This is a genomic window from Dyadobacter jiangsuensis (genome assembly GCF_003014695.1).
Taxonomy (GTDB): Bacteria; Bacteroidota; Bacteroidia; order Cytophagales; family Spirosomataceae; genus Dyadobacter; species Dyadobacter jiangsuensis.
Window position 1 is genome coordinate 188,329 of record NZ_PYAS01000014.1, and the last position, 24,046, is coordinate 212,374.

Below are 24,046 nucleotides of genomic sequence, written 5' to 3' on the forward strand. Positions count from 1 at the left end.
AGATTTAACTAATTACAAATTTTGGTATGTACGAGCGGATCCGGGAGAAGTTGGGGATTCTGGCTGATGCTGCGAAATACGATGTGTCGTGCTCATCGAGCGGCAGCAACCGGAAAAATGAGAACAAGGGAATTGGAGATGCGGAAGGAAGCGGAATCTGTCACACGTACACCGAAGACGGCCGCTGTGTGTCGCTTTTAAAAATACTGCTTACCAACCACTGTATTTACGATTGCGCATTCTGTGTCTCGCGGCGCAGCAACGATATCAAGCGGGCGGCATTTACCGTGGAAGAGGTCGTAGAACTGACGATGAATTTCTACCGGCGCAATTATATCGAAGGACTGTTCCTGAGCTCCGGTATTTTCAAAGATGCCGATTATACGATGGAACGGCTGGTTCGCATTGTGAAAAAGCTCCGCCAGGAGGAGCGTTTCAATGGCTATATCCATTTGAAAACCATCCCCGGTGCGAGCGACGAACTGCTGCACGAAGCGGGCATGTATGCGGACCGCATGAGCATTAATCTGGAAATGCCCACGGAAACAGGGCTGAAACTGCTAGCGCCCGAAAAGTCACACGCGGAGGTGAAAAAGCCTTTGAAATACATTCAAAGTAATATCACGCAGTTCGAAAGCGAAAAGGCGCTGATCAAAAGCGTTCCGAAATTCGTACCGGCCGGACAGAGTACACAGATTGTCGTAGGCGCCACACCGGAATCGGACAAGGAGATATTATATACAGCCAATGCATTCTATCAGAACTTTTCCCTGAAACGGGTTTACTACTCTGGCTACATTCCGATCAGCAACGACGCGCGGCTGCCGGTAATCGGCTCCCAACCGCCTCTGATCCGGGAAAACAGGTTGTATCAGGCCGATTGGCTGATGCGTTTCTATGGTTTTAATGTCCGGGAAATCCTCAACGACGTTCATCCCAACCTCGAAGCGGACGTCGATCCGAAACTAAGCTGGGCATTACGCAACCTCGACCAGTTCCCTGTCGATATCAACACGGCCGATTACTATATGATCCTGCGGGTGCCGGGCATCGGCGTGAGCTCAGCGTTGAAAATCGTCCAGGCGCGCAAATTCGGGCGTTTGTATCAGAGCCACTTGCGAAAACTCGGCATTGCATTCGGCAAGGCCCGGCATTTCATCCGGTATGCCGACAGCCCCGTTCAGCTCAAAGAATATGAAGCGGGACACATCAAGGGGCTGATCCTTTCGGAAAGCAAGAGCAAATACCAGAAGAATGCGCTTAACCAATTGTCGCTATTCTAATGGAGCTCTATCTTTTCGACGGTTCGCTGGAAGGATTGCTATCGGCCGTTTTCGCGTGCTACGAGCGAAAATCGCAGGTCGTAAAGCTCGTGAACGAGGCTTCTCACATTCCCGATGTTTTTGATCCCGGCTATCGGGTGATTTCCGATCGCGAAAAAGGCAAGCGGGTTTGGAAAGGGCTTTGTAAAAAACTCGGAAAAGAATGGCAGTTCCGGTTTTACAAGGCATTCCTTTCTGAACAGCCGGAAGTTTACCAGCATCTACTCAATTTTGCACGATATGTGATCGACCAGCCGCCAGGTGCGTCTGAAAACTTCGCTCACGCCGATGTGCTCGCCGTCTCCCAGGCAGCGCAGAAAGTCCACCGCGAAAAGCACCGGATGGAGGCGTTTGTACGGTTTCAGAAAACGGGCGACGGCATTTACTACGCGCACATCGAGCCGGATTTCGATGTACTACCCCTCCTGCCCGAGCATTTTCAGAACCGCTATGCCGACCAGCGCTGGATTATTTATGATTTGAAAAGAAAATACGGGATCTACTACGATCTCGAAAAAACGGAAGAGATCGAGCTCGAAACAGCCCCGCAAATGTCGATCGTGAACGCCCTTCCCGCTGATTTGCTGGACGAGAAGGAAGAATTGTACACTTTGCTATGGCAGGATTACTTCAAAAGCACCAACATTCAGGCACGCAAAAACATGCGCCTGCACGTAAGGCACGTGCCGCGGCGCTATTGGAAGTATCTTTCGGAGAAACAGGGATAGATTTCGCTGATAATCAATAATTTTTTGTACTTGTCGCCACGGTTAACATAGCAGATCGTGTCTCGGAAAATGTAGACAATCCAAGTTCGGATTAGCTTTTCCAACGATCCCCGTTGGAATGTCCATTCAACCACATTTCCGTACATGCTATGAAAATCTTTACGTTTGTCATTTGCATTCTGCTCTCAGCGATTGCCTCCTATGCCATAGCGCCTGCGGGCGGTTATGACAATGTTCCTTCTAACATCCATACTCCCGACAAACAGCCGACAGCAAACGCCGGGCCGTTCAGTGTGTGTATCGAAGCGGAAAATTCCGACGGCACCGGGCCGATTACCGAAGACCCCAACGCTTCCAACGGCAAAACGCGGGGTGCGCAGGATAATTGGAACCATTATGTCGACTATGAGGTGTTTGGGGCGCCCGCCGGCAGGTACGCGCTCACGATCCGGTATTATGCGGAAGGCGATGCGTGGACCTGGCTGTCCATTAATGGTGCGGAGACCGCCCCGGTAGTGGGTTTGCCTGCTACCAACTCCTGGAATATTGTCTGGGGAGAGCGTACTCTGGATGTTACTTTACCCGAGGGTTACAGCAAAATTCGCATTGGTGGGCTGCCCTTTCACAGCCCTACCCGTCAGGATCGAATCTGCCTGGTAAGGACCGGCGACACAGGTCAGCCCGTGTCTTGCGACTATAAAATACGTCCTTATTCGGTAGAGACCTATCCGATTTATACGCCAGGGCAAACCATGAACCTGAGTGCCAAATGCACTGGCAGTGATTGTAGTGCCACCTCTTTCGCATGGAGCGGCAATGGCATTGCGCTCAATGGCGAGACTATTTCAACAGCCGCCCCAATGACCGACGGAGACTATTTCTACTCGGTAACCGCTTCGAAACCAGGCTGCGCCGACACAACGGCGACCATGCAAATACGTGTACAAACCACGCCTGTCGAATGCGATTACATCGTGGGGACGACCGTGAGCGATTATACGCCCAGCTGCGGGCAAGGTATGTGGGCGATAGCAGATTGCAACGGGCTGGGCTGCCTGGGCCTTAATTACAAATGGTCGGGACCAGGCCTGGATGTTTCGGGCCCCGCAAAAACGTCTGTCAATTTTTATGCGCCGTCCCAGAATGGCATATACACCTACACCCGAACTACCTCAAAGCCGGGCTGCCCCGACAATGTCACCGAATTTAAGCTCACCATCACCGATTGTGGCAGCGAGCCGTTCAAAGTGTGCCTCGAAGCAGAGGATGCCGGTGGTACCGGGCCCGTTACAATGGATCCGAATGCATCGGGAGGCAAGACGCGGGGCGGTCAGGACCGGCAGGACTATACGGTTTCCTATCAGGTTCACGATGTCCAGGCCGAGGGCCCTCACGCCGTCACTTTCCGATACTACGCCGAGACCAATACAGCCATTGAAGTGACTATCAACAACGAAATTTTTCCATACAAAATAGAACTCCCGGCGTCGAACTCCTGGAATATCGTCTGGACCGAGCAGACTATTGTTTTTGCATTACAAAAAGGGCTGAATTTTATTGAAGTGAAAGGCCTGCCCGGTTACAGCCCGGTACGCCATGATAAGATATGTGTCGAGCAAATGCCCGGCGTACCTCCTGCGTGCGATTTCGTGGTAGTGCCGCACTTGTCCACTTTTACCCCGCAATGCGGCTCACAGATTACCCTCTCGTCCAATTGTTCGGGGGCGGATTGCGGCCAGGTGTTCTACAACTGGTACGGGCCGGATGGTTATGCCCGGTACACAAAGACGATCGATGTGCCCGTACCGGCCGCCAACGGGACATATTACTACACACTCGTGGCAGGTAAGGAAGGATGCGCCAGCCGGCACATTCCGGTTTGGTTCACAGTGAACGACTGTGGGGCTCCCGGCGGTGAAACTTCTGCTTGCGTGGAAGCCGAGCATATGGCCAGCAATGGACCCGGCACCAGCGATCCCAACGCGTCGAACGGGCAAACACGCGGCGCTCAAAACAATTATGATTATTATGTAGATTACCAGATCAATAACTTCACGGCCGGCACCTACCCGTTGACGCTTCGTTACTACGCGGAATCGGATGCGCAGGTAAGCGTGTCGGTAAATGGCACCGTACAGCTCTCCTCCGTGCTGTTAGGTGCATCCAACAGCTGGAATATTGTATCGCGGGAAGCCACGGTCTACATTGCGGTACCTGCCGGTAACAGTGTGATTCGCATTCAAGGCTTACCGGGCGCAGCTGTCCGCCAGGACAAGATTTGTGTCGGAAATGGGTCAGGCAATGCCCGAATGGCCGCACCGGAGTTTATTTCAGCACCAACCGACGTACCATTGCTCCAAGCCTACCCCAACCCCGCTCCCGGGGAGTTCAAGGCCAGCTTCCACCTGAAAACCGGCGAAGCGGCAACCATCCGTGTGACCGATGTGCAAGGTAAGGTTTGGCATACGCGGAGCGTCAAAGGCAAGGGCTCGCACGAAGAGCGCATCAGCCTCGGCGATGCCCCCGCAGGCATTTACCTGCTCCAAGTGAAGAAACCGGATTCGGTGGAGACGAAAAAGATTTTACTCACGCGTTAAATACCTAAAGCGGTTGCCTGAGATCAGGCAACCGCTTTTACTTTACTTCCATTTGCTTCCCAGCCAGGCTTTTCGAAACGTTTCCATTTCCGGCGTGACCGTTTTCCCTGCTTGTTCGTACGTCACTACCTCCCATCGCGGATTTTGGATCATATCCAGCACTGCGGTTTTCGTCTCACCCCGATGTGCGTATTCGACGGTAATTTGATCGCCCGGTTTATGCGTTTTCAGGATAGAAGTAAGCTCATCGGTTTTCGAAACCAACCTCCCGTCAACTTTCAGAATTTCATCATCAATGTCCAATCCGGCCTTATAAAGCGGGCTTCCTATTACCGTATTGGTTGTAATCGTGAGCCCGGTGCCGTCTTTGTATCGGATATCGCCTATCCAGGCCTGCCCTTCAAATTGTTTTTTCAAAAGCAACCCGGCCCGGCCCAGCAGCGGTGTGTAATCCAGCGACTCATGACCGTTGATATATTTTGCAAAAAACTGCTGTGCAAACATCTTGTCCTTCGTGTAAGCTGCTAAAACCACTTCCAGGTCAGCTACATTGTAGGCAATCTCCGGTTTCCCATGTTTTGCCCAAACAGTCTTCATAAAATCATCAAGGTTCAGCCCCTTGCCTCTCAGTTGAAGGTCCAATGCAAGCGCCACGGAGGCTCCGTAAGGATAGTAAGAAGTATAAATATTAGGATAATTGGTCTTATCGATCGCCACGCCTGCATCAACGAATACCGCATTGCTGCTAGCCTGCACGGGCGAAATGCGTTTTGCACCGGCAGTATTCTCTTTTGTATTAACCAAAGATGTCAGCGTCCTGCAATATTCCTCCAATGAATCGAAACCCGCCCTTTCAAGAATCAGATCACCGTAATATTGGGTAAACCCTTCGGCAAACCAGAGCTCGAAACTCATGTTACTTTTTTCAAAATTGAAAGGTTCCAGTGTCTTCGGACGAATGCGCTCGACATTCCAGGTATGAAAGAATTCGTGCGAGAACACGCCGAGCAGGTTGTCGGAACCATCGAATGCGACCGGCAGGGTGATCATCGTGCTGTTGCGGTGCTCCATGCCATCGCCTTTTACATAAGGGTTGATGCTCGCAAGGAAGGTATAACTGCCATTATCAAATGCCGGAAACTCCCCAAAAACCATCCGGGCTTCCTCGGTAATGCGTTTTATTTTCCCGGCAAATGCGGTAGCGAGCGAATCGCTGCCTTTCGCCTCCAATGCCAGCCTGAACTGCGACGGCTTGTTATCCGCATTGGGTACCGTCCATTCCTTGATCGTCAGTTGGCCGATTTTGGTGGGCGAATCCATGAAGTATTGTAAATCGGGTGCAGTGAACACATTCGCTTCGCCGGTCGTTTTGAGCTGCGTGGCGATCTTCCATGTATTAGGCTTCGGCAGGTTAAAGGCCACGGTAATCGGCGCCTTTTCCAGCTCCTTCACCCACATAAATGTAGCGGGCATATTGAAATGCACACTGCTGGCATCGATCCCAGCGTACGTACCGTCGGCGTGGTTGGCGTATAAAGTGTATTCGACCTTTACAAAACCATTGATCCCCACGATTTTATACACGTCTCCATCCACGCGCTGTACCGGCACCGGTTTACCCGATTTGTCGAATGCCGCCACGTCATGGATGTTCTTCCCGTACTCGTGCGTCGCATACCTGCCGGGCGAAGAGCGCGACATTCTGAACAGCAGCTCTTTTTGAGGTGCGTCCGATACGCTCAGCGCAATGCGGGCTTCGTGGTGTACGATATTGGGAAACGATACATCGTAACGGATCGATTGCGCGAACGCGTACGAGCATATCATGGGCGTGGCAAGCAATGCGGCCAGTTTTTTCATGGACTGATTAAATGTTTTTGAAGTGACAAAGCACCAATTTAAGCCAATAACCGAACATTTGAAGCGACCATACCGCTAGTAACCCGATTATTGCTTAATTTTTCCGGTTCAAATCCCATTAAAACTTTAAATAGTATCGACCGTTCATGAAGAAACTGTTCCTTCCGCTCGCCCTGACCCTCGCTATCACTTCACAACACGCTTACAGCCAAACAAAAGCGCTTTTCAACGGAAAAGACCTGAAAGGATGGCATATCGATGTACCCGAAATGGACAAAGATCCGAAGGCCGTAAACCCGTTCCTCGTGCGCAATGGTCTGCTCGTGAGCCTGGGTACACCCGGCGGACACCTGATCACGGACGCGCAGCACGAGAACTTCCGTTTCACCTACCAATACCGCTTCGCAGGCAAGCCCGGCAACTGCGGCGCATTGGTATTCGTTTCGAAGCCCCGCGATTTGTATGATATGTTTCCTAAATCCATCGAAGTACAAATGATGCACCAGAATGCGGGGGATTTCTGGTGTATTCAGGAGGATATTACCGTACCCGACATGGAAAAACGCCGCGGACCGAAGGAAAAATGGGGCGTAAACGGCGATAAGCTCCGCCGCATTCCCAACCTCACCGACGGTACCGAAAAGCCCTTGGGCGAATGGAATTCGATGGTGATAGAATGTGTTAAGAATTCAATTAAAGTGTGGCTCAATGGTGTGCTGGTCAACTATGGCTATGACGCGACGGCTTCCAAAGGCCAGATCGCATTGCAGTCGGAAGGCTCCGAAGTTGAGTTCAAGGATATTAAACTGACGCCGATTAAAGCGCTTTCCAAATAATGAACCTTAAATCAAACCGCCTGCTCAGGAATATCGCCATCGTCGTGGTCTTGATCGCCAATATCGGCTGCGATCAGATCTCGAAAAGCGTGGTGAGGGAGAATGTCGGCTTTTACCAGACGATCCACGTGATCAAGGATTACGTAACGATTACTTACGTCGAAAATACGGGTGCATTCCTGAGCATCGGAAGCTCACTGCCGGATTCGATCAAGATATTCGTGTTATCCGTCATTCCGCTGATCGCCTTACTGTTCGGCATTATTTATCTGTTGACCAAAAAGAACCTGACCTGGCTCAGTGCGCTCGCATTGAGCTTTGCCATCGGCGGCGGTATCGGCAACATTTACGACCGCCTCGTGCACGGCTCGGTCACCGATTTCATGCATATCAATTTTGGGTTATTCCAAACCGGCATATTCAATATGGCCGACGTGTCGATCATGACGGGGATGTTTATCTTTCTCTACCAGTCATATAGCAGACAAAAGTCAAGGTTCCCAGGTATTTGAGAGGGCATTTGGAATGCGGGTCTGTTGGTTGACATGGGTGCGTGACGCGATCTTTGTTGTTACATGCCTGACGGCATTTTACCGCACACCGGTCTCACTTCATTTGCTACCAATATTACATCGCTAACGCGATTGGGCATTAATTCATAATAGCCTCATCGCAAGTGCCGTTAAGCACGCAATGTTGGTAGCACCTCAACAACCAAACGGCACATCGCCAAGCGCAAGAGGCGCGCAATGTTTGTAGACAAACAGAATTAGCGCGTTTGGAATATCGCAACGCCATTACAATTTGGTTGCGTGCGCATTACAAGTGCCATTAGGCACGCAACATTGGTAGCAACCCGAAGCATTCATCACGGATTTAAATGCCGTCAGGCATGTAACGACGATGCGAAAGAGGCTTCTTAAGAGCATAAACAAAAAGGACTTCCGATAACCGGAAGTCCTTTTGCATTTGGAAAAACAATATTTCGCCTAGGCTGCACCCACCGACTTGCGGATGATATTCAATGCAGAACCTGCCTTGAACCATTCGATCTGTTGGGCATTGTAGGTATGATTTACCGGGAACTCGTCGGTTGTACCGTCGTTGTGGTGCAGCACGATCGTCAAAGGTTGTCCCTCCGCAAATGTTTCCAGACCAAGGATATCAATTGTATCGTCCTCCTGAATCTTGTCATAGTCTGCCGTATTGACGAACGTGAGCGCCAGCATACCTTGCTTTTTCAGGTTGGTTTCGTGGATACGCGCGAACGATTTGGTCAAAATCGCGCGTACACCCAGGAAGCGCGGCTCCATCGCAGCGTGCTCGCGTGATGAACCTTCCCCGTAGTTTTCGTCCCCTACCACGATCGTTCCGATTCCGTGTGCTTTGTAGTCACGCTGCACCGCCGGAACTTCCGAATATTGGTTGGTAAGCTGATTTTTAATGGTGTTGGTTTTCTCGTTGTAGTAGTTAACCGCACCGATCAGCATATTGTTTGAGATATTGTCCAGGTGTCCGCGGTATTTCAGCCACGGGCCGGCCATTGAAATGTGGTCGGTGGTACACTTGCCTTTTGCCTTGATCAGAAGTTTCAAACCGGTAAGATCCGTTCCTTCCCAGGCAGGGAATGGTTCGAGCAATTGGAGGCGATCCGAAGTAGGGCTCACCAATACCTGAACTGTGCTGCCATCTTCCGCGGGAGCCTGGTAACCTGCATCCTCCACCGCAAAACCTTTGGTCGGCAGTTCGAGACCGGTCGGCTCGTCGAGCAATACTTCTTCGCCGTCGGTATTGACCAATTTGTCCACGCGCGGGTCGAAAGTAAGGCGTCCGGCAATAGCCATGGCAGTTACGATCTCGGGCGAGGCTACAAAAGAGTGCGTATTGGGGTTACCATCGGCACGTTTCGAGAAATTGCGGTTGAATGAGGTGATAATGGAGTTTTTCTCCCCTTTTTCCGCACCGTGACGCGCCCATTGACCGATACAAGGCCCGCAGGCATTCGCCAGCACTACCCCGCCGATTTTCTCGAATGTATCCAGGAAACCGTCGCGTTCCACCGTGTATCGCACCTGTTCGGAACCAGGTGTAATGGTATACTCGGAGGTAACCTGCAATTTTTTATCAATAGCCTGCCGCGCCAGGGAAGCCGCACGGCTCACATCTTCGTAGGAAGAGTTCGTACAAGAACCGATCAGACCTACCGAAAGCACTTCCGGCCATCCGTTTTCTTTCACCGCCGTAGCAAATTTGGAAAGCGGCCACGCCAGATCCGGCGTGAATGGTCCGTTGATATGCGGCTCCAAAGTAGAAAGATCCAGTTCGAGAACCTGATCGTAGTAAGCAGCAGGATCTGCATATACTTCATCGTCGGAACGAAGGTATTCTTTGATCTTGTCGGCCGCATCGGCCACGTCTGCGCGCTCCGTTGCTTTCAGGTATGCAGCACTCTTCTCATCATAGGCGAAGATCGAAGTGGTAGCACCGATTTCCGCACCCATATTACAAATGGTACCTTTACCGGTCGCAGAAAGGCTTTCAGCGCCTTCTCCGAAATATTCTACCACATAACCCGTACCGCCTTTTACAGTGAGCTGGCCTGCAACCCAAAGGATCACGTCTTTTGCAGCCGTCCATCCGCTCAGCTTGCCCGTCAGTTTCACACCGATCAGCTTGGGCATTTTCAGTTCCCAGGCAAGGCCGGACATCACGTCGCTCGCATCCGCGCCACCCACACCGATCGCGATCATACCCAACCCACCCGCATTAGGCGTATGTGAGTCGGTACCGATCATCATTCCGCCGGGGAAAGCGTAGTTTTCAAGTACCACCTGGTGGATAATACCCGCGCCTGCGCGCCAGAAACCGATTCCGTATTTGTTGGAAACGGAAGAAAGGAAATCGTATACTTCTTTATTCTTGTCTACCGCATTCCTCAAATCCTGCGCCGCACCTACTTCCGCCTGAATCAGGTGGTCGCAGTGCACGGTAGACGGAACCGCTACTTTCGGGCGGCCTGCCTGCATGAATTGCAGCAGCGCCATTTGAGCCGTAGCATCCTGCATCGCCACGCGGTCGGGAGCAAAATCCACGTAAGATTTACCACGTTCGTGGCTCTGAGTGGCCTTTCCTTCCCACAAGTGGGAGTATAAAATTTTCTCCGACAACGTCAGAGGCCGCCCAACTACTTTACGGGCAGCATTTACTCTTTCTTCCATGCGGGCGTAAACACCCTTAATCATATCTAAGTCAAACGCCATAGCTCTTAAATTAATGATTACACATTCACGGTTTCAACAATTGAAACACTAACTAACTATCTGCTTAGTGTCTTAACAGGAGGTGCAAACTTGGTCAGGTCGATGCCTACCACCGCAGCTTTGTACTCCTCCACATTAGGGATACGTCCAAGAATTGCGGACAGTACCACAACCGGCGTGGAAGCAAGCAGGGACTCCCCTTTTTTACGGTCCGAATCCTCTACTACCCTGCCCTGGAAAAGACGGGTTGATGTTGCCAGAACCGTGTCTCCCTTAGCTGCCTTTTCCTGGTTACCCATGCAAAGGTTGCAGCCCGGACGTTCGAGGTACATCATGTTTTCGTATTCGGTACGTGCAGCCACTTTCGGGGCATTGTCGTCGAATTCGAACCCGGAGTATTTCTGCAATACATCCCAGTCGCCTTCTGTTTTCAGCTCTTCGATGATATTGTAGGTAGGCGCAGCCACAACGAGCGGTGCGTGGAATTCCACCTTGCCTTGCTGTTCTTCCAGGTTTTTAAGCATTTGAGAAACAATCTTCAAATCGCCTTTGTGAACCATACAAGAACCTACGAAGCCAAGATCTACTTTTTTATCGTCACCGTAGAAAGAGATCGGACGGATGGTGTCGTGGGTATATCTCTTGGAAACGTCTTTATTATTCACATCTGGGTCGGCGATCATTGGCTCAACGATCACGTCGAGGTCAATCACCACTTCCGCGTAATATTTCGCATTCGCATCCGGTGTAAGCGCTGGTTTTTCACCCGACTTAATTTCCGCGATGCGCTTGTCTGCTTTATTGATCAAGCCCTGAAGAACCTGCTTATGGTTATCCATGCCTTTGTCGATCATGATCTGGATTCTGTTTTTCGCAATTTCCAGTGATTCAATCAAAGTGTCGTCCTCGGAGATATTGATCGAGGCTTTCGCCTTCATTTCCGCGGTCCAGTCGGTAAATGTAAATGCCTGGTCAGCTGGCAGTGTTCCGATGTGAACCTCAATGATTCTTCCCTGGAATACGTTTTCTCCGCCAAACTGTTGAAGCATCTGAGCCTGGGTAGCATGAACCACATCACGGAAATCCATATGATCCTTCATGTCGCCTTTGAAAGTTACTTTCACGGATTCAGGAATCGGCATGGACGCCTCACCTGTCGCGAGCGCCAATGCAACGGTTCCGGAGTCGGCACCGAATGCCACACCTTTGGACATCCTTGTGTGAGAGTCACCACCGATAATGATCGCCCATTCGTCGATCGTGATATCATTCAATACCTTGTGGATTACGTCGGTCATCGAGTGGTATTCTCCTTTCGGGTCACGGGCGGTGATGAGACCGAAGTCGTTCATGAACTTCATCAGTTTCGGGATGTTGGCCTGCGCTTTTTTATCCCAAACAGACGCCGTGTGGCAACCCGACTGGTAAGCACCGTCGACGATCGGCGAAATCACCGTGGCAGCCATCGATTCAAGTTCCTGTGCGGTCATCAAACCGGTCGTATCCTGAGAACCTACGATATTTACTTCCACACGAACGTCCGAACCAGCGTGCAGCACTTTGCCCGGAGTAGTACCGACTGCATTTCTGTTGAAGATTTTTTCAACCGCCGTCAAACCTTGCCCTTCGTTGGAAATCTCTTTCGAAGGAGCAAATACCGGTGTAGGTTCAATACCCAGAATCTTCGCTGCTACTGTCTGGATTTTTTTACCAAATACAATCGCGTAAGATCCGCCTGCTCTGATAAACTCCTTCTTCTGAGGCGTAAGCGCCTTCGAAATATCGATCAGCTCCTTTTCACCATTATAAAGTTTCTTTGTTTGGGTATTAATGGTCAACACAGTACCCGTTGCTACCGAGTAAACCTCCTCCAAAATAGGATCACCATTTTCGTTGCGAACGATATTACCATCCGCATCCACTTTCTTAACCCAGTTTTTAAGGTCGATACCGATACCGCCGGTAACGTCTACCGTGGTAAGGAAGATCGGCGAGATACCATTGGTACCACCCACGATCGGAGCGATATTCACAAACGGAACGTAGGGGCTTGCCTGTTTACCGGTCCAAAGCGCCACGTTATTCACACCCGACATACGGGATGAACCTACGCCCATAGTACCTTTTTCGGCGATCAGCATTACACTCTTGCCAGGATGCTCTGCCTGCAAAGCTTTGATTTCCTGTTGTGCCTTCGGAGTGATCATGCACAAACCGTGCAATTCGCGGTCGGAGCGGCTGTGCGCCTGGTTACCGGGCGACAGCAAATCGGTAGAAATGTCGCCTTCGCCGGCAATGAATGTAACGATCTGGATCTCTTCAGGAACTTCGGGAAGTTTTGTGAAGAATTCGGCTTTCGCGTAGCTTTCAAGAATAGCCTTCGCGATTTCGTTGCCGTTTTTGAATGCCTCTTTCAGACGGTCTGTATCGGCATCGTAAAGGAAAACTTGTGTTTTCAGAACGTCTCCCGCTTGTTGGGCGATAGAAGCATCGTCACCAAGTGCGAGGTCGAGCAATACTTCGATAGAAGGTCCGCCTTTCATGTGAGACAATAGCTCAAATGCGTAGGCTGGTGATATTTCTGCTACTACGGATTCTCCCAGGATGATCTCCTTCAAAAACCTGGCTTTCACACCAGCTGCACTCGTAGTTCCTGGTAAGGTATTGTAAATGAAAAATTTAAGAGAGTCTTCCCGATGCGCGTTCGCTGTGTCTTTGATCTGTGCGATGATTTCTCCCAGCAATTCGGCACCATCAATCGGCTTCGGGTGAAGCCCCTGGGTCTTTCTTTCTTCAATCTCGTTAATGTAGTCCTGATAGATATTCATGATGAAATCTTTTCAATGTTAAAGGCAATATCTGTTGTCAATAAAACGGGCGAAAGTACGAAATTACAGAATATACGGAGGCATTCCGTCCGATTTTCGCTACTATTTAAAACCAGTATATTCTAGTCGTACATTTAAATAACCCCCGTCCAATTTTTTTTGTTCTGGCAACCTGTATATTGAAGAAATAATTTGAAATCCCCCCTTCGGGAGGTCTTGTAACGCGTTCCGTTTTTCAGTCAGCTTTTATTTGCGCTTTGATTTTTTCTCGGATTGTGCCCTATATTTGGATATTCAAAGTGCTACCAGGTCCCTTAAATCGAAAGTTATGTCAAAAAATCTGGTGATCGTAGAGTCACCGGCGAAGGCCAAAACCATTGAAAGTTACCTAGGGCAGGATTTCACTGTCAAGTCCAGTTTCGGACATGTGCGTGACCTCCCGGAACACGATATGGGTGTTGATGTTGAGCATGGTTTCCAACCCTCTTACGAAATCTCCTCCGATAAAGTCAAAGTCATTTCAGAGCTCAAAAAACTGGCAAAAGATGCAGAAGTATGGCTCGCAACCGATGATGACCGCGAGGGAGAAGCTATTTCCTGGCATTTGAAAGAGGCTCTCGGGCTTCCCGACAATACCAAGCGGATCGTATTTCGTGAGATTACCAAAACCGCTCTGCGGAATGCCATCGAAAAGCCGCGGACCATCGATACAGCCCTGGTAGACGCCCAACAGGCACGCCGTATCCTCGACCGCCTCGTGGGTTATGAACTTTCACCGGTACTTTGGAAGAAGATCCGCATTGGAAAATCGAACCTTTCGGCAGGCCGGGTACAATCGGTGGCCGTACGTATAATAGTAGAACGGGAAAGGGAAATCGACGCGTTCAAAAGCAAAAGCAGCTTTAAGGTAACCGCGCATTTTGATCTGGGCAACGGGAAAGTATTGAATGCGGAACTGGCCAAGAACTTCCCGACCGAACAGGAGGCCTACCAGTTTCTGGAAAAATGCGTCGGCGCCGAGTTCTCGATCCGCAATCTCGAAGTAAAACCTGCTAAAAAATCACCTGCACCGCCATTTACAACTTCTACATTACAACAGGAAGCATCACGTAAGCTGAGCTTTTCGGTAGCGCAGACGATGACCGTCGCGCAGCGCCTGTACGAAGCCGGTAAGATTTCCTACATGCGTACCGACTCCACCAACCTGTCGGAAGAAGCGCTTGATAAGTCAAAGCAGCAGATCACGAAAGAATATGGGGACGAGTACTATAACCGCCGTATATTCAAAACCAAGTCCGAATCGGCGCAGGAAGCGCACGAAGCGATCCGTCCTACCGATTTCTCTACACTGGTAGGCAGCAGCGACCGCAACGAGCAGCGCCTGTACGAACTGATCTGGAAACGTGCCATCGCATCGCAGATGTCGGACGCCCAGTTGGAGCGCACCACTGCCACGATCGGCATTTCGACCACTTCGGAAGAGCTGGTAGCACAGGGCGAGGTGATCAAATTCGAAGGATTCCTGAAAGTGTACCTCGAATCGAGTGACGATGAAGATGAGGAACAAAAAGGAATGCTTCCACCGCTCAACATCGGTCAGATATTGAAACTGGCGGATATGAAAGCGACAGAGCGGTTCACCCGCAACCCGCCGCGCTATACCGAGGCGAGCCTGGTGAAGAAACTCGAAGAAATGGGGATCGGACGCCCGTCTACTTACGCGCCGACGATCTCGACGATCCTGAAACGGGAATACATTGTCAAAGAGGACCGTCAGGGGTTTGAAAGAGAATTCAAGGAAATGACCCTTGCCAATGATCAGATCAAGAGCAAGGTAAATAAAGAAGTATACGGTTCGGAGAAGGCTAAACTCTTCCCTACCAGCACCGGAATGGTGGTAAACGACTTCCTCGTGAGCCATTTCCAGGATATCGTCGATTATTCGTTTACGGCGAACGTAGAAAAGGATTTTGACCACATTGCCGACGGCCAACTCGGCTGGCAGCAGATGATCAAAGATTTCTATACGCCGTTCCAGAAGAAAGTCGCCGAAGCGCGCGAAGAAGCGATCGACAAGAGCCTTACTTCACGTGAGCTGGGTGAGGATCCCGCCACCGGCAAAAAAGTATCGGTAAGGATCGGGAAATATGGCCCTTACGTGCAGATCGGTGATGTAGAGGACGAAGAAAAGCCGCGTTTTGCGAGCTTGCAGAAAGGCCAGCTCATGGAGACCATTACTTTGGATGAGGCATTTGAACTATTCAAACTGCCCCGCCAGGTTGGGTTCTTCGAGGACAAGGATATGGTCGTGAACGTCGGCAAATTCGGTCCTTACGTGAAGCACGACGGCAAGTATTACTCGCTGGCTAAAACGGACGATCCGATGGGTGTAACCGAGGACCGTTTGATTGAAATTATTGAAGAAAAGCGTTTGCAGGATTCCAACCGCACGATCAAGGAATTTGCGGAAGATCCCGAAGCAAAGGTGCTCAACGGACGGTACGGACCTTACATTGCTTTTGGAAAGAAGAATGTGAAAATCCCGAAAGGTACCGAGCCTGCATCGCTGACTTACGACCAGGTATTGAAACTGGCCGCCGAAACGCCGGACAAACCTGCGGGACGCGGAGCGAAAAAACCGGCCGCCGCGAAAGCACCTGCTGCCAAGAAGCCGGCTACTAAAAAAGCAACAAAAAAAGGTTAACACACATAAAACGAAGAAGCCCATGAAAAAACTGGTTGTACTTTCCGGAGCAGGGATCAGCGCTGAGAGCGGGATCAGTACTTTTAGAGATAATAATGGGCTTTGGGATAATTACCGCATCGAGGACGTGGCAACGCCCGAAGCGTGGATCCGGAACCAGGAGCTGGTGCTGGATTTCTATAACCAGCGCCGGAAACAGGCGGCGGATGTGAAGCCAAATGCGGCGCATTACGCGCTGGCGGAGCTGGAAAAGCATTTCGATGTGACTATCGTGACGCAGAACGTCGATAACCTGCATGAAATCGCCGGCTCTACGAAAGTAATCCATTTGCATGGGGAGCTTTTCAAATCGCGGAGCACGAAAGATCCGAAGCTGGTTTATGAAATGAACGGCTGGGAGCTCAAAACAGGCGATTTGTGCGAACTGGGCAGCCAGCTGCGGCCGCATATCGTGTGGTTCGGTGAAGAGGTGCCGATGATGGAAGTAGCCGTGGATGTGACCGAACAGGCGGATATGTTCCTGGTAATTGGGACGTCCCTCGCGGTTTACCCCGCGGCCGGGCTTGTACATTATGTTCCCATCGGCAAGCGCATTTACATTGTAGATCCGAACAAACCGGACATTACCTTGAAATCGAACATGATTTTCATCCAGGAAAAAGCCACCACCGGAATGCAAACTTTGATCAAGAAATATTTACTACCTGAATAATAATGCAACTACTCGACGGGAAAGCTATTTCTTCCCAAATAAAATCTGAAATCAAGGCCGAGGTGGAACAATGGGTTGCCGGCGGTGGTAAAAAGCCGCATTTGGCCGCGATACTCGTAGGCCAGGACGGCGCCAGCGAAACTTATGTGGCCTCCAAAATCCGGAGCTGCGAAGAGATTGGGTTTACCTCCACCCTGCTGCGTTTCGAAGCCGATATTACCGAAGCCCAGCTCCTCGAAGCCGTAGAATCGCTGAACAACGACCCTGACGTGGACGGATTCATTGTACAACTTCCCCTACCGAAACACATTTCTGAAAACACGGTGATGGAAGCGGTGAACCCCGCCAAAGACGTGGACGGTTTCCACCCGATCAACGTCGGCAGAATGTGCAAAGGATTGCCTGCTTACATTTCTGCTACGCCGTTTGGTATCCTCGAAATGCTGATCCGCGCCGGAATCGAAACCAGCGGCAAACATTGCGTGGTAATCGGCCGCAGCCAGATCGTGGGCCTGCCGATGAGCATTCTCATGCAGCGCAATACCTACCCGGGTAACTGTACCGTGACGATCACGCACAGCAAAACACAAAACCTGAAAGAGATCTGCCAGTCGGCCGACATCCTGATCGTGGCATTAGGCCGTCCTGAATTTGTGAAGGCTGATTACATCAAAGAAGGTGCGGTTGTCGTGGACGTGGGCATTACCCGTGTGGCGGACGCTACCAAAAAGAGTGGTTTCTCGATTAAGGGCGATGTGGATTTCAACGATGTCGCTCCGAAATCGAGCTACATTACACCGGTTCCTGGCGGCGTGGGTTTGATGACCATTTGTGGTTTGCTGACCAACACTTTTAAGGCTGCTAAGAAGGAGATTTATAAATAGTGACCGCCGACCATTGACCGCCGACCACCGTTGGATGGTAATGGAGGTAAAACATACATTTCCGTAAAAGCCGGATCGTCAGGAAGTAAGCAAAACCTGATGATCCGGCCTTTTTATGTTAAAATTTTAAAAAAGTAGGTAAGAAAGTTGCTCAATTCGTTTTTTACTAAAAGATTTGTCTAATTAGCAGGCAGTTTGAACGGATCGGTTGTACTATGAGCATCGTCAGCAACAACATTAAGTATCTCAGAAGGCTCAACGGCCTTACGCAGGAACAGTTTGCCCGTAAGATCGCGATCAAGAGATCGTTACTGGGCGCTTACGAGGAAGCAAGGGCTAATCCCAACCTTACTAATCTCAAAAACATGGCCGCCGCATTCGGGGTTAGCGTTGACAATTTGCTAAAAAACGATCTGCGAAAGCTAAGAGAAACCCCAGAAATGTCGCTTCCGCTGACTACCTCGCGGCAAATGACGGTTTCGCATTCGGGTACGATGCCCCAGCCCACGCCTACCCGCACGCCCGGGTACACGGAGCCGCAGCCATTATCTAAGATCATAGAAACGTATCAACAGCCGGAGCAGCCTCTAAGGCAGGTTTCACGGCAGATCAATTTGAAACCGGTTAGCGGCGAAGTGCAATCGGCATCCCAGCCTAATGCGCCCCAACCTGTTCAGCAATTTAATGCCGCCAGCCCGCAGGCGGTACCGTATAACCAGCCCCAAGCGAATGGCCCCCGCTCAGCGCAGCAAGAAGTTTTTCAGCCGCAAGCAGCGCCGCAGCCCAACGCGGGTTTACCTACATTTAACAACCAGTACCAGACCCCGCAATTCAATGCGGCGATCGAACAGCCCGCGCAGCATTTCCCTACCATTCAATGGATTGCACGCAACAAGCAGGCCGAATACATAGCCAACTTTCAAAATCCGGGTTATTTAAACTCGCTGCCGCTTTTCCAATTGCCGAACCTGCCCTCCGGCTACTATCGCGCATTTGAAAGCGGTGAGGATTTCACCTACCCGGGCTCCATACTCGTGGGGACGTTCATTCGTAATTGGTACGATATCAAGGACGGGATGCAGTATGTTTTCCTGCTCAGAAACCATGGGTTGATTTACAGAAATGTAATCAATCAGGTGAAAACAGCGGGAGTTTTGCTGCTGACATCGGATAATGCGGAGATTGCGGAACTGGAAATTCCTTTGCAGGATGTGCTGGAAGTATGGGAAGTGAAGGCTTTCGTAAGCGTGCAAATGCCTGTACCACAGCCTTCATTCGAAAGGGTGGCCCAGCTCGTCGACGAATTGCAGATGGAGCTGAGCCAGTACCGTCAGTAATTACTTTGAAAGGGTATTGAACAATGCCTCGATCTTGGCGAGGTCCTTGCTTTTGGAAGTAGTTTCAAGCACGGCCACTCCTATCTGATACCACAAGCCATCGCCGGCAGTAATGTATTTGCCCTTTTTTGAAGGTTTACTATCCGATGCATTGTCAGGCACGAATTCAGCTTTGTAAATCGTGTCCATTATTTTTTGCAACTGGTTCCAATCCAGTTTACGAGCCGTACCCGCATTCTTGCTTAATGTAAATTCCTTTTTACCGAAAGAAGCTTTCAGATCGATGGTCGTTTTGCCGTCGTTATCGATGTCCATATAAGTCAGTTCGAACGGCTTTTCGCGGCCGCCGGTTTCGAAAATGGCCTGCATCATCTCCTGCAAGAAGTACGACCAGCGTTCCTTGTCGACCGGGTAAATCGTTACCCGTTTGTCGTTTTCATCGAGTTCTATTTCAATGAAATCCTCGAACTCGCTCTCCTCACGTTTGCGAATGATTTTCGAGGATGCTAAGATGTCCTGAAACTCATTAATCCAAACCGCTGGCAAACTGCCCTTCCATCTGTAATTATCGTCCGTAGAAAAACCTTCGTCAAAAATTTCATCCTCGGTCAGCTCTTCGCGATCGTTGTAAACAATATCGAAATCCACCCGCAGGTCCTCTGCCGATTGAATGTCCATTTTCAAAGTGTAAAAATGGGCAAATGGCGCCGGAACGACCGGAGCAGTTTGAAAGCGAATAATATACTGACCTGGTATTTGAAGATTCTTATCCATTCGAAGATTTTAAAAACTGTTGAAATGTAGCGCGCTTGTCAACCTTGTCCGTGGCTGTTTTGGCAAACGCTTTTGCAAAGTAAATATGTTTCGGGTTTTCATAGGTCGAAACACGGCTTCTAATTTCCACCGGCAGCTTCTGCGCGAGCTCCGGGTGCAGCGTATCTTCCACCACCAGCACGAGCTTTTGCCCCAGTTTTTCATCGGGCTCCCACCAGCAGAAAAATACATTTGAAATACCCAGATCGTGAAAAACCTGCGCAATCCGCTGATCTGTTTGATCCAGCACGATTTTCACACCGCCGGAATTGATCACATTATCCGCCCTCCCGATCCATTCAAATTCATCGCCAGTTATTTCTACCAAATCATTGGTTTGTACCTTTTGTCCGTTGGTAACTGCTCCGGAAACAAACAGGCAGCCCCGCTCGTCGGTACCGAACGAAATGCCGGGCAGAAACACGTATGAATCGTTCACTCGCAGCCCATTCAGCGCCTTCAACGCGATGTGCGAAACGGTTTCAGTCATTCCATAGCTTTGGAAAACAGGGACGTTCAACCCTTTGATCCGTTCTGTCAATGTCAAGCTCACAGGCGCTCCTCCGAGCAGTATCTTACCTAGCCGGTTAACCTGACCAGCTGTGACGGGATTTTCGAGCATCGTCTGTAATTGCATGGGTACCATAGCCACAAAATCGAAATCCACCGTATCGAGGCCATTCAGTGGGTTCGAGGTAGGCTCAGTGACGGTCAGTTCCCATCCCAGTTCCAATCCCCGGACGACCATCATCAACCCGGCAACGTAGCCCACGTTCAGGCACACGAGCGCTCGCGTACCGTTCCCGAGCGAGAGCGCCTTCCCCGTCATGGCTGCGCTTGCTTCCAGTTGCCTGCGTGTAACGGTAATGGGCTTGGGCATGCCCGTTGAGCCGGAGGTATGGAGCACAAACTCCCGCTCGCCTTCGAGCCACTTCCCCATAAAGTCGTAAGCCTGTGCGAAATAGGGATTTCGCGGCCTTTTCTGCGTTTGCCAATGCGTTTTGCCCGTTGTCCAGATCATAGCTCCAATTTCTGCGGATTCGTCATTCCCGGTTGTGAATAGCCGTTTTTAATGTGGTGGAAAGTTATTCATTTGTTTTTGAAGGTAACCCAAACAATGAGTAATTTCGCGCATTAGGGCAATGCACGTCATTGCATTTATTCCAATTTTACCTATCTGATTTTATGTCCAGTACAGTTCAATGGGAAACCATTAAAGAATACGAAGAAATTCTCTTTACACTTCACGAAGGAATTGCCAAAATCAGTATCAACCGCCCGCACAAGCATAATGCATTCACCCCGCTTACGGTAACCGAAATGATCGACGCGATGCACATTTGCCGCGAAGATCCGCGGATCGACGTCATTATCCTGACCGGCGAAGGCGGCAAAGCATTCTGCTCCGGCGGCGACCAGTCGGTACGCGGCCACGGCGGCTACATCGGCGACGACCATGTACCGCGTTTGAACGTGCTCGACCTGCAAAAGATGATTCGCTCTATTCCAAAGGCGGTTATCGCGATGGTGGCCGGCTGGGCAATCGGCGGCGGCCACGTGCTGCACGTGATCTGCGACATCTCTATTGCGGCGGATAACGCACGTTTCGGACAAACCGGCCCGAAAGTAGGCAGCTTCGACGGCGGCTTCGGCGCCTCTTACCTTGCCCGCGTGGTGGGTCAGAAAAAAGCACGCGAAATATGGTTCCTGTGCGACCAATACGATGCCGATGAAGCATTGCAAATGGGCCTGGTGAATAAGGTAGTTCCTTTGGAGCAACTGGAAACGGTGACGCTCGAATGGGCAAAGAAAATCCAGGAAAAAAGCCCGCTGTCCATCCGTATGCTCAAAAGCGCATTCAATGCGGAACTCGACGGGCAAGCCGGTATCCAGGAACTCGCGGGCAATGCAACATTGCTTTACTACCTCAGCGAAGAAGCGAAGGAAGGCCAGCGTTCGTTTTTGGAAAAAAGAAAGCCGGATTTCAGCAAATTCCCGAAATTCCCTTGATTTAGTCGGGAAAGATTAACATTTTAACTCACATCAATACAAATACTCATTGAATGAACCATTGGCTCGTAAAATCAGAACCATTTAAATACTCCTGGGACCATCTCGTTGCCGAGGGCGAGGGCATGTGGGACGGCGTCCGCAACTACGCTGCCCGCAATAACCTGATGGCGATGAAAGTGGACGATCTCGTGCTGTTCTACCACAGCAATGAGGGCAAGGAGGTAGTTGGGCTTGCCAAGGTTTCCAAGGAACATTACCCCGACCCTACGACCGACGAAGCCGGATGGGTGGTGGTGAACCTCGTTCCCGTTGAGAAGTTCCCGAACACCGTTACCCTCGCGGAGATCAAGAAGGACGAGCTCCTGAAACAAATGGACCTGGTCCGTTTGTCGCGCCTCTCGGTCGTACCGGTGAAACGCGAAGAATTCGACCATATCGTTGCCCTGGCACATGACAAAAAATAAGCGATCCGTTTTTCGGCTGGTCTTACCGTTACTCTTCCTGGGCGTCCTCGGCACGCCGGTTTTCGCCCAGGGAGTGAAACGGATTGAACTTCCTTTGCCCGGCAATACGGCTTACCAGGCCGTTCCGCTTGGTAAACAGGGCGTATTGCTCATTTCCAAGCCCGACAAAGGCACGTTCAATGTCCAGAAATTCGATACAAACCTCGAACGGGTGTGGTCCATCGACGGCCCGATCGAATCGAACCTCGATTACATCGCTTCCTCCTACGACGGACAAGCCGTTTTCCTGCTTTTCAGCAAATACCGGAGCTCTTTGTATCAAATTGTGAAGGTAAATGTCGGCCCTGGTTTCGTGGAGACTTTTACCATTAATACAGTCGACCGTTTCGAGATCACCGATTTCAAGACGCTGGGCTATTCCGTTTTCATGGCCGGTATGGTGCGTAACGAGCCGGTTTTGATCTACACCCAGCTTACTACACAGCAAACCCGGGTTCTACCTTCGGCTATTAAGGGTTCTAACGCCATTCAGACCGTCGAAGTAGACACGGCGCAGCATTTGGTGAATGTTTGCTTTGCGGTTAAAAAGGGCCGTCAAACCAAAATCGTGGCGCGCTCCTATGAAGAAACCGGCGAGCTCTACACACAGGTAAGCGTGGAGCCCGAAGATGATTTTTCGTTGCTTAGCGGCCGTTTGCAGGTTTTGAACGACTCAGTTCGCATTGTGATCGGCACTTATGGCTACCGCAATATGCAGAGCAGCACCGTGGCGGCATCGCAGGGATTGTATATCAGCAAGATCGTCGGCGACGAAACCGCATTCACTAAGTATCACAGCTTTACCGATTTCAAAAACTTCTTCAACTTCCTGAGCGAACGCCAGCAGGAAAAGATGGAAAAGCGCATCCGCAAGAAAAAGGAAAGCGGCGACGACCTGAAACTGAACTACCGGCTCCTCGTACATGATATTGTACCGAGAACCAACAACTTCCTTCTGGTAGCCGAAGTATTCTATCCCGAATACCGCTACCAAAACCCCAGTATGATGGGTGGTTTCAATTACGGATATGGCGGTTACGGCTACCCATTCGGCATGGGGCTTTACAACCCCTACCTCTGGAACCCGATGTACGGCGGCCGGGGTTACAACTCGCAGGTATTCGACGGCTTCACCTATACGCATGCTGTCGTGGCGGACGTGGATCAGAACGGCAACCTGCTTTGGGACAACAGCATTAGTTTCGACAATGTAAAAAGCATGGAATTGAAGGAAAAGATTAAAGTACAATCTTTCACCAACGGCAATTCCAAACTGATTTACAGCCATAATGGCGCCATTCGCAGCAAGATCATCAAAGGCAGCCAGGTGATCGACAGCGACCGCGTCATCCCGAACGACACCTACGTAGAGGGCGACAAAGTCCGCAAAACCAGCACCGACGACATCGACTACTGGTACGACAATTTCTACCTCGCCTGGGGCGAGCAGCGCATTGTCAATGCAGCAGGCGATCCGAACACACGGGGACGGAGGAATGTGTTTTATTTGAATAAGATTGCATATTGACCGCCGATCGCTGACGGCCGACCGCCGATTTCATAAAGATTATAGAAATAGACGTAAGAATACACACCAATCAGCGGTCAGCGGTCGGCCGTCGGCGGTCATAAAGATTATATAAACAAAC

Annotated in this window: 17 protein-coding genes; 12 read left to right on the plus strand and 5 right to left on the minus strand. The window is 50.5% G+C overall.

The annotated features are described in order from the left end of the window. The first annotated feature begins 26 nt into the window (after nucleotides 1-26). The 3 genes from CLV60_RS25990 (at nucleotide 27) to CLV60_RS26000 (ending at nucleotide 4,647) form a co-directional block, all read left to right on the plus strand. Nucleotides 27-1,283: a putative DNA modification/repair radical SAM protein gene (locus tag CLV60_RS25990; RefSeq protein ID WP_106598317.1), complete on the plus strand. Its 1,257-nt coding sequence runs from the start codon at nucleotides 27-29 to the stop codon at nucleotides 1,281-1,283. Beyond that, nucleotides 1,283-2,050, plus strand: coding sequence for a TIGR03915 family putative DNA repair protein (locus CLV60_RS25995; RefSeq protein ID WP_106598318.1), 768 nt, complete (start codon nucleotides 1,283-1,285; stop codon nucleotides 2,048-2,050). The genes CLV60_RS25990 and CLV60_RS25995 overlap by 1 nt, the downstream gene beginning before the upstream one ends. Before the next feature lie 149 nt (nucleotides 2,051-2,199). Then, nucleotides 2,200-4,647, plus strand: a complete 2,448-nt coding sequence (locus CLV60_RS26000) for a T9SS type A sorting domain-containing protein (protein ID WP_106598319.1) — start codon at nucleotides 2,200-2,202, stop codon at nucleotides 4,645-4,647. A 42-nt stretch (nucleotides 4,648-4,689) separates the two neighbouring features. On the opposite strand, the gene CLV60_RS26005 is transcribed toward CLV60_RS26000, so the two are convergent. Further along, nucleotides 4,690-6,507 carry a M61 family metallopeptidase gene (locus CLV60_RS26005; protein WP_106598320.1) on the minus strand — a complete coding sequence of 606 codons (1,818 nt, stop codon included), beginning with the start codon at nucleotides 6,505-6,507 and terminating at the stop codon, nucleotides 4,690-4,692. Between the two features lie 146 nt (nucleotides 6,508-6,653). On the opposite strand from CLV60_RS26005, the gene CLV60_RS26010 reads away from it, so the two are divergent. Together CLV60_RS26010 and lspA are read left to right on the plus strand one after the other, a co-directional pair. After that, nucleotides 6,654-7,343, plus strand: coding sequence for a 3-keto-disaccharide hydrolase (locus CLV60_RS26010; RefSeq protein ID WP_106598321.1), 690 nt, complete (start codon nucleotides 6,654-6,656; stop codon nucleotides 7,341-7,343). Beyond that, nucleotides 7,343-7,855 carry a signal peptidase II gene (gene lspA / locus CLV60_RS26015; protein ID WP_106598322.1) on the plus strand — a complete coding sequence of 171 codons (513 nt, stop codon included), beginning with the start codon at nucleotides 7,343-7,345 and terminating at the stop codon, nucleotides 7,853-7,855. Before CLV60_RS26010 ends, lspA begins: the two co-directional genes overlap by 1 nt. Before the next feature lie 477 nt (nucleotides 7,856-8,332). Here lspA and CLV60_RS26020 read toward each other — a convergent pair whose 3' ends face one another. After that, nucleotides 8,333-10,603 carry an aconitate hydratase gene (locus CLV60_RS26020; RefSeq protein WP_106598323.1) on the minus strand — a complete coding sequence of 757 codons (2,271 nt, stop codon included), beginning with the start codon at nucleotides 10,601-10,603 and terminating at the stop codon, nucleotides 8,333-8,335. 56 nt (nucleotides 10,604-10,659) lie between these two features. Next, complete coding sequence (locus tag CLV60_RS26025) at nucleotides 10,660-13,431, minus strand: bifunctional aconitate hydratase 2/2-methylisocitrate dehydratase (RefSeq protein ID WP_106598324.1); 2,772 nt, start codon at nucleotides 13,429-13,431, stop codon at nucleotides 10,660-10,662. 328 nt (nucleotides 13,432-13,759) lie between these two features. Here CLV60_RS26025 and topA point away from each other — a divergent pair, with 328 nt between their 5' ends. The 4 genes from topA to CLV60_RS26045 all read left to right on the plus strand — a co-directional run bounded on the left by topA (nucleotide 13,760) and on the right by CLV60_RS26045 (nucleotide 19,068). Further along, the gene (gene topA / locus CLV60_RS26030) at nucleotides 13,760-16,135 is read left to right on the plus strand and encodes a type I DNA topoisomerase (RefSeq protein ID WP_106598325.1); all 2,376 of its coding nucleotides are present in this window, start codon (nucleotides 13,760-13,762) and stop codon (nucleotides 16,133-16,135) included. A 22-nt stretch (nucleotides 16,136-16,157) separates the two neighbouring features. After that, complete coding sequence (locus CLV60_RS26035) at nucleotides 16,158-16,847, plus strand: SIR2 family NAD-dependent protein deacylase (RefSeq protein ID WP_106598326.1); 690 nt, start codon at nucleotides 16,158-16,160, stop codon at nucleotides 16,845-16,847. Between the two features lie 2 nt (nucleotides 16,848-16,849). Next, complete coding sequence (locus tag CLV60_RS26040; protein ID WP_106598327.1) at nucleotides 16,850-17,731, plus strand: bifunctional 5,10-methylenetetrahydrofolate dehydrogenase/5,10-methenyltetrahydrofolate cyclohydrolase; 882 nt, start codon at nucleotides 16,850-16,852, stop codon at nucleotides 17,729-17,731. A gap of 215 nt (nucleotides 17,732-17,946) precedes the next feature. After that, nucleotides 17,947-19,068, plus strand: coding sequence for a helix-turn-helix domain-containing protein (locus tag CLV60_RS26045; RefSeq protein ID WP_106598328.1), 1,122 nt, complete (start codon nucleotides 17,947-17,949; stop codon nucleotides 19,066-19,068). Here the strand turns inward: CLV60_RS26045 and CLV60_RS26050 are convergent, their stop codons facing one another. After that, on the minus strand, nucleotides 19,069-19,842 hold the full coding sequence (locus CLV60_RS26050) for a hypothetical protein (RefSeq protein WP_106598329.1): 774 nt from the start codon (nucleotides 19,840-19,842) through the stop codon (nucleotides 19,069-19,071). Beyond that, nucleotides 19,835-20,902 (minus strand): AMP-binding protein, encoded by a 1,068-nt coding sequence (locus tag CLV60_RS26055; protein ID WP_106598330.1) that lies wholly within the window; start codon nucleotides 20,900-20,902, stop codon nucleotides 19,835-19,837. Before CLV60_RS26055 ends, CLV60_RS26050 begins: the two co-directional genes overlap by 8 nt. Nucleotides 20,903-21,066: 164 nt before the next feature. Here CLV60_RS26055 and menB point away from each other — a divergent pair, with 164 nt between their 5' ends. From menB to CLV60_RS26070, 3 genes are read left to right on the plus strand one after another with little or no spacing between them, the layout of a single operon-like run. Continuing rightward, the gene (gene menB, locus CLV60_RS26060) at nucleotides 21,067-21,891 is read left to right on the plus strand and encodes a 1,4-dihydroxy-2-naphthoyl-CoA synthase (RefSeq protein WP_106598331.1); all 825 of its coding nucleotides are present in this window, start codon (nucleotides 21,067-21,069) and stop codon (nucleotides 21,889-21,891) included. A 53-nt stretch (nucleotides 21,892-21,944) separates the two neighbouring features. After that, nucleotides 21,945-22,358, plus strand: coding sequence for an EVE domain-containing protein (locus CLV60_RS26065; protein WP_106598332.1), 414 nt, complete (start codon nucleotides 21,945-21,947; stop codon nucleotides 22,356-22,358). Further along, nucleotides 22,345-23,925, plus strand: coding sequence for a hypothetical protein (locus CLV60_RS26070; RefSeq protein WP_106598333.1), 1,581 nt, complete (start codon nucleotides 22,345-22,347; stop codon nucleotides 23,923-23,925). Before CLV60_RS26065 ends, CLV60_RS26070 begins: the two co-directional genes overlap by 14 nt. The last annotated feature ends 121 nt before the right edge of the window (nucleotides 23,926-24,046 follow it).

What these genes read in the sequence shown, in the direction of transcription:
- CLV60_RS25990 (WP_106598317.1), top strand. Translation starts at nt 27, where the DNA reads ATGTACGAGCGGATCCGGGAGAAGTTGGGGATTCTGGCTGATGCTGCG.
- CLV60_RS25995 (WP_106598318.1), top strand. Translation starts at nt 1,283, where the DNA reads ATGGAGCTCTATCTTTTCGACGGTTCGCTGGAAGGATTGCTATCGGCC.
- CLV60_RS26000 (WP_106598319.1), top strand. Translation starts at nt 2,200, where the DNA reads ATGAAAATCTTTACGTTTGTCATTTGCATTCTGCTCTCAGCGATTGCC.
- CLV60_RS26005 (WP_106598320.1), bottom strand. Translation starts at nt 6,507, where the DNA reads ATGAAAAAACTGGCCGCATTGCTTGCCACGCCCATGATATGCTCGTAC.
- CLV60_RS26010 (WP_106598321.1), top strand. Translation starts at nt 6,654, where the DNA reads ATGAAGAAACTGTTCCTTCCGCTCGCCCTGACCCTCGCTATCACTTCA.
- lspA (WP_106598322.1), top strand. Translation starts at nt 7,343, where the DNA reads ATGAACCTTAAATCAAACCGCCTGCTCAGGAATATCGCCATCGTCGTG.
- CLV60_RS26020 (WP_106598323.1), bottom strand. Translation starts at nt 10,603, where the DNA reads ATGGCGTTTGACTTAGATATGATTAAGGGTGTTTACGCCCGCATGGAA.
- CLV60_RS26025 (WP_106598324.1), bottom strand. Translation starts at nt 13,431, where the DNA reads ATGAATATCTATCAGGACTACATTAACGAGATTGAAGAAAGAAAGACC.
- topA (WP_106598325.1), top strand. Translation starts at nt 13,760, where the DNA reads ATGTCAAAAAATCTGGTGATCGTAGAGTCACCGGCGAAGGCCAAAACC.
- CLV60_RS26035 (WP_106598326.1), top strand. Translation starts at nt 16,158, where the DNA reads ATGAAAAAACTGGTTGTACTTTCCGGAGCAGGGATCAGCGCTGAGAGC.
- CLV60_RS26040 (WP_106598327.1), top strand. Translation starts at nt 16,850, where the DNA reads ATGCAACTACTCGACGGGAAAGCTATTTCTTCCCAAATAAAATCTGAA.
- CLV60_RS26045 (WP_106598328.1), top strand. Translation starts at nt 17,947, where the DNA reads ATGAGCATCGTCAGCAACAACATTAAGTATCTCAGAAGGCTCAACGGC.
- CLV60_RS26050 (WP_106598329.1), bottom strand. Translation starts at nt 19,842, where the DNA reads ATGGATAAGAATCTTCAAATACCAGGTCAGTATATTATTCGCTTTCAA.
- CLV60_RS26055 (WP_106598330.1), bottom strand. Translation starts at nt 20,902, where the DNA reads ATGATCTGGACAACGGGCAAAACGCATTGGCAAACGCAGAAAAGGCCG.
- menB (WP_106598331.1), top strand. Translation starts at nt 21,067, where the DNA reads ATGTCCAGTACAGTTCAATGGGAAACCATTAAAGAATACGAAGAAATT.
- CLV60_RS26065 (WP_106598332.1), top strand. Translation starts at nt 21,945, where the DNA reads ATGAACCATTGGCTCGTAAAATCAGAACCATTTAAATACTCCTGGGAC.
- CLV60_RS26070 (WP_106598333.1), top strand. Translation starts at nt 22,345, where the DNA reads ATGACAAAAAATAAGCGATCCGTTTTTCGGCTGGTCTTACCGTTACTC.